Source organism: Streptomyces sp. NRRL F-5122, assembly GCF_001507435.1.
Taxonomy (GTDB): domain Bacteria; phylum Actinomycetota; class Actinomycetes; order Streptomycetales; family Streptomycetaceae; genus Streptomyces; species Streptomyces lannensis.
In genome coordinates, this window is sequence record NZ_LMWH01000206.1 from 1 (window position 1) to 9,428 (window position 9,428).

Below are 9,428 nucleotides of genomic sequence, written 5' to 3' on the forward strand. Positions count from 1 at the left end.
GGGCGCCTCGGTGAAGTGGTGGTGCCGGCAGGGCCGTTCGGCGTCAGGCCGCGGAGCCCGCCGTCCACTGGGACCAGCTCATGTTCCAGCCGTTGAGGCCGTTGTCGGGCGACACGGTCCTGTCACCGGTGTTGCTGACGACCACGACGTCGCCGATCATCGAGTGCTCGTAGAACCACGCGGCCGGGGTGTTGGGGTCGTTCGCGCCCTTCTTGTCCTGGAGGCCCACACAGCCGTGGCTGGTGTTGACGCTGCCGAAGACGGAGGGCGCACCCCAGTAGTTGCCGTGGATGAAGGTGCCCGACGTGGTCAGGCGCATGGCGTGCGGCACGTCCTTGATGTCGTACTCGCCCTTGCCGTCCGAGTCCTTGAAGCCGACTGTCGCACCGTTCATCCGGGTCTGGGTGAACTTCTCGGAGATCACCATCTGCCCCTGGTAGGTGGTGTGGTCGGGCGCACCGGCGGAGATCGGGATGGTCTTGACGACCTTGCCGTTCTGGGTGATCTTCATCTGCTTGGTCTTCGCGTCGACGTACGAGACCTGGTTGCGGCCGATCTTGAAGGTGACCGTCTTCTGCTGCACGCCGTACACGCCGCTCGCGCCCTCGACGCCGTCGAGGTTGAGCTTCAGGGTGACGGTGGAGCCTTCCTTCCAGTACTGCTCGGGGCGGAAGTCGAGCCGGTTGGCGTTGAACCAGTGCCCGGCGACCTGCTGCCCGCTGCTGGAGGTGACCGTGATCCCCTTCTGCACGGCGGCCTTGTTGGAGATCGCCTTGTCGAAGTTGATCGAGACCGGCATGCCGACGCCGACGGTCGAACCGTTCTCCGGCGTGAAATTGCCTATGAAGGAGTGGTCCGGGGCCACGGTCGTGAACGAGGCGTTCTCGTGCGCGTCACGGCCCTGGGAGTCCTTGGCGGTCGCGGTGACCTTGTAGGTGGTCGCCCGCTCCAGCTGGCCGCTGGGCGCCCAGCTCTTCTTGTCCGCGGATATCTGCCCGGAGACGGCGGTCCCCGACTCCGTGGTCATGGTGACGTCGGAGAGGGTGCCCTTGGCGACCGTCACCTTGGCCGCGTTGTTGATGGAGGCGTTGTCGGACCCGTCCGACGGTGTGATCGTGATCTCCGCCTCGGAGGCCTTCTGGGCTGCCGCCTCGTCGACCTTGGCCTGCGAGGTGGAGTCGCCACCCTTGTCGCCGGCCGCCTCGCTGCCTCCGCTGCACGCGGTGAGCACGAGCATTCCGCCGAGCAGTGCGGACGCGGTCGCAAGACCCTTCCGCTTACTGTTCGTCATCACACGCTTCTCCATCGTTGCCGTAATTCCCAAAACCCCTTGAGTTCCCGTAAGAATCATCAACGGTACGACCGGCCGCCCCCGTTCCACATCCGGCGGATGTGTGGGCCACGCCACGTCGGTGCAACGGTACTGGGGGGTGCCCGCGTCGTGCGGGACGCCTGGGAACGTCACTGAAGACGACGGAACCCCGGGCGCCGGTTGCCGCCCGGGGTCACGATTTCCCCAAGACACGTCAGCGGAGTCCGACCTCCTCGTCGTCCTCTTCGCCATCCGTTTCATCATCCTCGCCGAGGACCCAGTCCGGCGAGTCCGCGTCGTAGTCGATTTCCTCACTGCTCCAGGAAGCCTGGGCGAGTTCCACCCCGGGCACATCGCTGACCAGGGCGGACGGGTCGACCAGGTAGGCGAGGGCCTCGGCTGTGTCCTCCGTCACTGCGCTCTCGGTGTAGGCGCGCTCACCGTCGGGCATATCCGCGTCATCCTCGATCCGGCGCAGGGCGGCCTTGGTGACGGTGTCGGCGTCCTGGACCTCGAGGATCAGATCGACGCGAAGGCGCACAAAGCGTGATGTCTCAGAAGTGCTCATGGCGGGCAGCGTACGGCCCTGAGGGGGCGCGACTTTCCCGCGACCCGCGCCTTTCACTAGCATCGCCCTACACGGCCAATTCGCAAGCGCCACAGGGGGATCGGTATTTCGTGTCCGCCGCACGTCGATCGACGTCCACCACTCGCCGGACGTTGCTGACCGCCACCGCCGCCGGGACCCTGCTGGGGGCCCTGTGGTTCGTCCCGTCCGCCAACGCGACGCAGGACACATCAAGAGACCAGACCTCGGTGTCCCTGCACACGTCCACGCAGACGGACACGGGCGAGGACGCCACGGCGGCCGGCACCCAACTGGCCGACACGGGAGCCGTGAACACCACGCCGTACGTGATCGGAGGCACCCTCTTCCTGTGCCTGGGCGCGGGGTTCGTCGCGTACTCGGTGCGCCGGGAGCGGCTGGACCTCTGAGTCGCTCGGCGCGTCCCTGCCGGACGACGTCCGGCAGGGACGACTCAGCTGCCGCAGGTCGTGATCCGGGCCCGCTCGCTCCCGAGCTACTGCAGCCCCCCGGTGACCGCCTCCACCGAGGCGACCAGCCGCCCGTCCCGCACGAAGGCGTCCGCGGCCGCCAGGTCGGGAGCCAGGAAGCGGTCCGGGCCGGGACCCTCGGCGCCCGCCTCACGCAGGGCGGTGATCGCCGCCCGGGTGGCGGGGGCCGGGGTCAGCCCCTCGCGCAGTTCGACGGCCCGTGTCGCCGCGTACAGCTCGATCGCCAGAACCCGGGTGAGGTTGTCCACCGCGGTACGCAGCTTGCGCGCGGCCGACCAGCCCATGGAGACGTGGTCCTCCTGCATCGCGGAGGACGGGATCGAGTCGGCCGAGGCCGGAACGGCCAGCCGCTTCATCTCGCTCACCAGCGCCGCCTGCGTGTACTGAGCGATCATCAGACCGGAGTCGACGCCCGGGTCGTCCGCGAGGAACGGCGGAAGGCCGTGCGAACGGTTCTTGTCGAGCAGGCGGTCGGTGCGGCGCTCGGCGATCGAGGCCAGGTCCGCCGCCGCGATCGCCAGGAAGTCCAGGACATAGGCCACCGGGGCGCCGTGGAAGTTGCCGTTCGACTCGACGCGGCCGTCCGCGAGCACCACCGGATTGTCGACCGCGGAGGCCAGTTCGCGCTCGGCGACCAGGCGGGCGTGCGCCAGCGTGTCCCGGCCGGCGCCCGCGACCTGGGGGGCGCACCGCACCGAGTAGGCGTCCTGGACGCGCGGCGCGTCGTCCTGGTGATGGCCCGTCAGGCCCGAACCCTTCAGCACCGCGAGCATGTTGGCGGCCGACGCCCCCTGACCGGGGTGCGGGCGGATGGCGTGCAGCTCCGGCGCGAGCACCTTGTCCGTGCCGAGGAGCGCCTCCATCGACAGCGCGGCCGTGACGTCGGCCGACTTGTAGAGCCTGTCGAGGTCCGCGAGTGCCATGATCAGCATGCCGAGCATGCCGTCGGTGCCGTTGAGGAGGGCTAGGCCCTCCTTCTCGTGCAGTTCGACGGGGTCGATGCCGTGCTCGGCGAGGAGTTCGGCGGCCGGCCGCACCACACCGTCGGGACCTTCCGCCTCGCCCTCGCCCAGGAGCGTCAGCGCACAGTGGGACAGCGGGGCCAGATCGCCGGAGCAGCCGAGCGAGCCGTACTCGTGCACGACCGGGGTGATCCCGGCGTTGAGCACGTCGGCCATGGTCTGCGCCACCTCGGGGCGGACGCCGGTGTGCCCGGAGCAGACGGTCTTCAGCCGCAGGAACATCAGGGCGCGCACGACCTCGCGCTCCACCCGCGGACCGATGCCGGCCGCGTGCGAGCGGACGATGTTGCGCTGCAGCTGCGCGCGCAGTTCCGCGCTGATGTGCCGGGTGGCCAGCGCACCGAACCCGGTGCTGACCCCGTACACGGGTTCCGGCTTCGCCGCCAGCGCGTCCACGATCTCGCGGGCCGCCGTGAGGGCAGCCACGGCCTCCTGGGAGAGCTCGATCCGGGCGTCCGCGCGCGCCACGGCGAGAACGTCGGACACGGTGACCCCGGCCGTCCCGACCACCACTGTGTGCATATCCATATTCAGGAGCGTACGCAGTGAATTCTATGATGTCACTACTGGATGGCCGGTTGACCCCTTACCGCCGTCCGGCGCTCTCAGTGGCGTCCGCGGAACCGGCGACGCTCGCCGCCGGCGGGCGGCGGCGCGTCCGCCAGGCGTACGACCGGGTCGTCCGCGCCCTCGCGCCCCGCGACCACGGGTTTCGCCGCACGCACGGCCTTGGCGCGGTACTGGGCCGCGTCCGCGAGCCGGAAGAGCCGGCGGGCCGAGCGGACGGTACCGATCGGGTCCTGGGTCGAGGCGACCCCGCAGGCGACTCCGTCCCCGAGCTCCAGCTGGGCGGCACGGCGGCATACCTCGTCGGCGACCCGGACCACCTCGTCGGCCGTCGGGCCCACCGCGAGGAGGCAGAACTCGTCGCCGCCGAGACGGGCGACGAGGGCACCCGGCAGCATCGCGCCGCACAGGGACAGGACCGAGCCGAAGCGTTCCAGCAGCCGGTCGCCGACGGCGTGCCCACGGGTGTCGTTGACCCGCTTGAGGCCGTTCAGATCGCAGACGACCAGCGAGACCACGACCCCGTCCTCGCGATACCGCTCGATCGCCTCCTCGAGGCGGACGTCGACGGCACGGCGGTTGGCGAGACCGGTGAGGGCGTCGGTGAAGGCGAGCCGGCGGACCTCCTCCAGACGCTCGGTCTGCGCGATACCGGCCGCGACCACAGAGGCGAGGACGGTGGCGAACTCCGCGTCGGCGCCGTCGAAGACGGGAGCTCCGGCCTTGCGGGCGACATACAGCTCACCCCAGGCGCGTCCGTGCAGCAGCACGGGAGCGACGACGCAGCAGCCGCGCCCGCGCCGGCGCAGGGCGGCGACCCGCTGATGGCAGTAGCCCGCGTGCCCCGCGGCCGGGCCCTGTGCGGTCTCCACCCAGGCGGTCGGCCCACCACCGCCCGCCCAGCGCTCGTGCAGGAACTCCGTGATCTCCGGGAACTGGTGCACGGGATAGGTCTCCTGCTCCGGGAACTCCTCCTCCTCGACCGCCCGCTCGCCCACATTGACAAGGACGCGCAGCCGCCCGCGCTCACGCTCCCAGACGGAGAGCGCGGCGAAGCTCCCGGCGAGCGCCCGGCACGCGCCGAGCGCGGCGGCCCGCCAGGACTCCCGCGGGTTGTGCGCCGCCGCCATCCCCTGCGCCAGCGCCACCACGGCTGTCAGCCGACTGTCCTCAGCCACGCATCCAGGCTAGGGACGATCAGGACAATGTGAGACATCGGTGCGGCGATGGGGGTGCCCGCACGGACCGCTCATCGGCATGGGCGCCGCCGGTGCCCGGCGGCTACTCGCCCGGCCACTGCGGGCTGCGCTTCTCGTTGAAGGCGGCCACCCCCTCGGCACGGTCTCCCGAGAACGCCACGGACCGCCACGCCGCGTCCTCCACCTCGAGCCCGGCCCGCAGGTCGAGGCCGTGCCCAAGGCGCAGGGCGCGCTTCGCGGCACGCAGGCCCACCGGGGAGTTCGCCGCGATACGGGCGGCGAAGGCAAGCGCCTCCTCCCGGTCCCGGCCCTCCGCCACGAGCTCGTCGACCAGACCGAGGTCGCGCGCCTCGGCCGCCTCCAGGCGCCGCGCCGTGAAGATCAGCTCAGCGGCCCGTGCCGCGCCCACCCGGCGGGGCAGCAGCTGGGTCCCGCCGCCGCCCGGGATCACCCCGACGGACACCTCGGGCAGTCCGACCACCGCGGTGGTGTCCGCCACGATCAGATCGCAGGACAGCGCCAGCTCGAAGCCGCCGCCCAGCGCGAAGCCGTGCACGGCGGCGACCGTCGGCATCGGCAGTTCGAGGACGCCGGTGTAGGCGCCGCGAGCGACCGGACGCTGGCGGACCAGGTCGGCGTCCGTGAAGGAGTTGCGCTCCTTGAGGTCGGCGCCCACGCAGAACGCCCGCTCGTGCGTCGACGTCAGCACCGTCACCCGGGCGTCCCGGTCGGCGGCGAGATGGGCGCACGCAGCCGTGATCGAACGCGCCATCTCGGTGGACACCGCGTTCATCGCCTTCGGCCGGTCGAGCGCCAGCTCCGCGACATACCCGTGCCGCCGCACGACGACGTACTCGCCGAACCGCCGCTCGTCCCCCTGCTCCGTCATGACACCCTCCCGGTTAACGCGGGTTAACTACGACGGCTCCGATCATCGCAGTCGAAGCGGCCCGGCGAAAGCCGCCGCGGAACCCCGTCCGGCGAGGCCCAATCATCGCCCCCCGTCCCCGTTCGGGTGACATCCGGGCCCTCTCCCCATCACCCACCCCCAATCGCCACATAATCTGCCCACCGCTGGGGCGCATCGGGGGGCGTGCGGCCATACCGGGGAGGGATGAGCATGACGACCGACACAGCCACCACCACCGAGGCCACTACGACGACCCACGACGAGGCGGGCCGCTACCGGTTCCGTCCCGCCGGCCGGCACCGCAAGCCGAGCCGGCGGCGGGTGGTCCTCGCCGTCGGCGGGTTCGCGCTCGCCGCCGGGGCCCTGAGCCTCGTCCGGCTCGCGCCCGAGTCGGTCACGGGAGGAGGCGGGACCGCGGAGGCCGAGCCGAGGATCGAGGCCACCGACACGGCGGCCACGGTCGAGACCGGGCCGGCCACGGACGGCAGGCACCCCTCCGGGACGACCGGCGCGGGAACCACGACCACGGTCTCGTCAGCGACGGCGATGGGCGCCACGAGCACATCCGCGGGCCTCTCCGCGCAGCCGTCCTCGGCGGCCGCGCGGGTCACCGACCCCGCCACCGGCATCCCCGAAGCACCGTCGGCCCCGACGCCGTCCCGTACGACCTGGCCCCCGACGGACACGACTCCGGCCGCCCCCGTGCCCACTCCGTCCGCGGCCGCCACCACGCAGGTGCCGGTACCGGAGCAGGACCCGCCCGGCCTGTGTGTTCCGATCGTCGGACTGTGCGTCAGGGGCCTGCCGATCCTCGGCCCTTGATCCGGGCCGCGCGGGTCGCAGACGGGGCCGCATGGCCCGACGCCCGCACAGGGACTACGACGAGCCGCCCCGCCGGGCCAGCAGCCAGGGCTCGATGACGCCGAGGCCGCGCACGGGTCGCTGCCACATCGGCTGGAGCGCGAAGCGGTAGGAGGGCGGCTCCTCGCCCTCCTTCTCCGCGGCGGCCGCGGCCTCGGTGGCCTCGGCCTCGGAGGCGGGCGCCTCGCCCGTGCGGATCAGCTCCTCCGCGAAGGCGCCGTCGACCAGGACCGAGTCCCGGGGGGCTATCGAGGTGAGACGGCTCGCCAGGTTCACCGTCGTACCGAACACATCGCCCATCCGGGTGGTCACCGTGCCGAAGGCGATGCCCACGCGCAGTTCCGGCATGGTCTCGTCGTTCGCCATCGTCTCGATGAGGCGCAGGGCGATCTCCGCGGCCGTGCCGGCGTCGTCCGCCGCGTACAGCACCTCGTCGCCCAGCGTCTTGATGAGCCGCCCGCCGTGCGCGGCGACCAGGTCGGCCGCGGTCGTCTCGAACGCCTCGACGAGTTCGCCGAGTTCCTCCTCCTCCATACGGCGGGTGAGGCGGGTGAAGCCGACGAGGTCGGCGAAACCGACCGCGAGACGGCGGTCCACCATCTCGTCGTCGTCCCCGGCCTGGACGACCCGGCCGGTCGCGGCGGCGAGCTGGCGCCGCCACACGTACACGAGGAACTCCTCCAGCTCCGGCAGGAGCAGCTCCACCAGAGGGTAGGTCACCTCGGTACGGGTCATGCCGGGCTCGGGGGGCTCGGTGAGGCCCTCGAGGAAAGAGTCGATCTGCCACTCGGCCAGGCGGGCGGTGGTCTGCCCGGTCGACCGGGCCACCTGCACCGCCATGGCCTCGCTCAGCAGGCCCGCCTCCACCAGACCGGCGAGCCGCCGCAGGGCCAGCACATCGGCCTCGGTGAGCGCCTTGGCCTGCCCTATGTCCGCGAAGCCCATCGCCCGCCAGAAGCGGGACGCGAGTTCCATGGACACGCCGGCGCTGCGTGCCGCCTGGAAGGGGGTATAACGACGCTCCGCCCCGAGAATCAGCTGCTCGAGCCGGAGCGCCAGGGGGTTCTCGTCGGACTCGGCCTGTGCGTCCCGCCCGGGTTCACCGTCGGCGGCGGGGTGTACGCCCGTGCCCGAGCCCGTGTCGTCGACGGTCACGCGTGCTGCCCTTCCGATCTGCCGCGGTCAGGTATCGACCGCGGTCAACTCTACGGCAGGTGTGCGGTAGCTCACTCCTCAGCGGCATCGTCGGCCACACGGCACCCGGGCGGCCGCCCCGGTGGCTCCGCCCCGGCCGCCGCCCGCCCTCGCACCCGCCGGTGCTCAGGCCGGCCGCAGGTGCACGATGTCCCCCGCTCCCACCGGCTCCTGCATCCCGTTCTCCGTCGCCAGGACGAGGCGGCCGTCGCCGTCGATCGCCACCGCCTCTCCGGTGACGGACCGGTCGCCGGGCAGTTCGGCCCGTACGAACCGGCCCAGCGTCGCGCAGCCGGCCGCGTAGGTCTCCTGGAGGCCGCTCGCCGCCGGGTCGCCCAGCGCGGAGCGCCACCGGCCGTACCGGTCCTCCAGGGAGCGCAGCACCGCACGCAGCAGGGGGTCCCGGTCCGTGCCGCGGGCTCCCGCGAGGAGCAGGGAGCCCGCCGTGGGGACCGGCAGCTCGTTATCACGGAGCGTGACGTTGATGCCGATGCCGACGACCACGCCGTCGTCCCCGGCGCGCTCGGCGAGTATCCCGCCGGTCTTGCGCTCCTCGTCGCCCACGGTGACCAGGAGGTCGTTGGGCCACTTGAGTGCCGTGTCCACGCCCGCGGCCCGCGCGAGCCCCGTCGCCACGGCCACGCCGGCCAGCAGCGGCAGCCAGCCCCAGCGGGCGACGGGCACCTCGGCGGGCCTCAGCAGGACGGAGAAGAACAGTCCGGAGCGGGCCGGGGCGGTCCAGGTGCGGTCCAGTCGCCCTCGCCCGGCGTTCTGCTCCTCGGCGACCAGCACGGTGCCCTCGGCGGCCTCGCCGGACGCGGCGAGTGCGACGAGGTCGGAGTTGGTGGACCCGGTGCGCTGCACCACCTCGAGCCGCGTCCACAGCGCGCCCTCCCGCACCAGCGCCCGGCGCAGCGCGTCGGCGTTCAGAGGGGGGCGCTCCAGGTCCGACCAGCGGCTGCCGCCGCCGAAGGAGCCGCTCGACCGGTCGTTCGCGTCTGAGGCATCTCGGGGCATCATGCAAGCCACCCTAGGTGTGGTCAACGCCGCACTGCCGATCGGTAGGCACACCACTACGCTACGGATGAGTAACCGTTCGTTCTTCTGAGCATTCTCGTACCACTCACTCTCACGTCCCCACTGAGCAGGCAGGGAGCCGCATCCCGATGTCCGAGCCGGAAGAGATCGACATTCACACGACCGCGGGCAAGCTCGCGGACCTGCAGCGCCGTGTGCAGGAGGCGACGCATGCCGGCTCGGAGCGTGCCGTGGAGAAGCAGCACGCC

Annotated in this window: 9 protein-coding genes; 2 read left to right on the forward strand and 7 right to left on the reverse strand. The window is 71.9% G+C overall.

Annotation, left to right across the window (positions count from 1 at the left end; all coding sequences use genetic code 11):
- Positions 1–43 precede the first annotated feature (43 nt).
- Positions 44–1,291, reverse strand: coding sequence for a L,D-transpeptidase (locus tag ADL25_RS20330; protein WP_059129209.1), 1,248 nt, complete (start codon positions 1,289–1,291; stop codon positions 44–46).
- 235 nt (positions 1,292–1,526) lie between these two features.
- Positions 1,527–1,880: a hypothetical protein gene (locus tag ADL25_RS20335; RefSeq protein ID WP_079050486.1), complete on the reverse strand. Its 354-nt coding sequence runs from the start codon at positions 1,878–1,880 to the stop codon at positions 1,527–1,529.
- 110 nt (positions 1,881–1,990) lie between these two features.
- Here ADL25_RS20335 and ADL25_RS20340 point away from each other — a divergent pair, with 110 nt between their 5' ends.
- Positions 1,991–2,308, forward strand: a complete 318-nt coding sequence (locus tag ADL25_RS20340) for a hypothetical protein (RefSeq protein ID WP_181923144.1) — start codon at positions 1,991–1,993, stop codon at positions 2,306–2,308.
- 86 nt (positions 2,309–2,394) lie between these two features.
- On the opposite strand, the gene hutH is transcribed toward ADL25_RS20340, so the two are convergent.
- The 3 genes from hutH to ADL25_RS20355 all read right to left on the reverse strand — a co-directional run bounded on the left by hutH (position 2,395) and on the right by ADL25_RS20355 (position 6,066).
- On the reverse strand, positions 2,395–3,933 hold the full coding sequence (gene hutH, locus ADL25_RS20345; protein ID WP_059129203.1) for a histidine ammonia-lyase: 1,539 nt from the start codon (positions 3,931–3,933) through the stop codon (positions 2,395–2,397).
- Between the two features lie 83 nt (positions 3,934–4,016).
- Complete coding sequence (locus tag ADL25_RS20350; RefSeq protein ID WP_059129204.1) at positions 4,017–5,156, reverse strand: diguanylate cyclase domain-containing protein; 1,140 nt, start codon at positions 5,154–5,156, stop codon at positions 4,017–4,019.
- Between the two features lie 103 nt (positions 5,157–5,259).
- Positions 5,260–6,066, reverse strand: coding sequence for an enoyl-CoA hydratase/isomerase family protein (locus tag ADL25_RS20355; RefSeq protein ID WP_059129205.1), 807 nt, complete (start codon positions 6,064–6,066; stop codon positions 5,260–5,262).
- A gap of 231 nt (positions 6,067–6,297) precedes the next feature.
- Here ADL25_RS20355 and ADL25_RS20360 point away from each other — a divergent pair, with 231 nt between their 5' ends.
- Entirely contained in the window at positions 6,298–6,909 is a 612-nt protein-coding gene (locus ADL25_RS20360) for a hypothetical protein (RefSeq protein WP_159044960.1), read from the forward strand.
- 54 nt (positions 6,910–6,963) lie between these two features.
- On the opposite strand, the gene ADL25_RS20365 is transcribed toward ADL25_RS20360, so the two are convergent.
- Together ADL25_RS20365 and ADL25_RS20370 are read right to left on the reverse strand one after the other, a co-directional pair.
- The gene (locus tag ADL25_RS20365; protein ID WP_059129207.1) at positions 6,964–8,103 is read right to left on the reverse strand and encodes an adenylate/guanylate cyclase domain-containing protein; all 1,140 of its coding nucleotides are present in this window, start codon (positions 8,101–8,103) and stop codon (positions 6,964–6,966) included.
- Between the two features lie 165 nt (positions 8,104–8,268).
- Positions 8,269–9,162 (reverse strand): biotin--[acetyl-CoA-carboxylase] ligase, encoded by an 894-nt coding sequence (locus ADL25_RS20370; RefSeq protein ID WP_059129208.1) that lies wholly within the window; start codon positions 9,160–9,162, stop codon positions 8,269–8,271.
- Positions 9,163–9,428 lie beyond the last annotated feature (266 nt).

Excerpts from the sequence above, each read along its gene's own strand:
- ADL25_RS20330 (WP_059129209.1), bottom strand. The coding sequence starts at position 1,291 with ATGACGAACAGTAAGCGGAAGGGTCTTGCGACCGCGTCCGCACTGCTC.
- ADL25_RS20335 (WP_079050486.1), bottom strand. The coding sequence starts at position 1,880 with ATGAGCACTTCTGAGACATCACGCTTTGTGCGCCTTCGCGTCGATCTG.
- hutH (WP_059129203.1), bottom strand. The coding sequence starts at position 3,933 with ATGCACACAGTGGTGGTCGGGACGGCCGGGGTCACCGTGTCCGACGTT.
- ADL25_RS20355 (WP_059129205.1), bottom strand. The coding sequence starts at position 6,066 with ATGACGGAGCAGGGGGACGAGCGGCGGTTCGGCGAGTACGTCGTCGTG.
- ADL25_RS20360 (WP_159044960.1), top strand. The coding sequence starts at position 6,298 with ATGACGACCGACACAGCCACCACCACCGAGGCCACTACGACGACCCAC.
- ADL25_RS20370 (WP_059129208.1), bottom strand. The coding sequence starts at position 9,162 with ATGATGCCCCGAGATGCCTCAGACGCGAACGACCGGTCGAGCGGCTCC.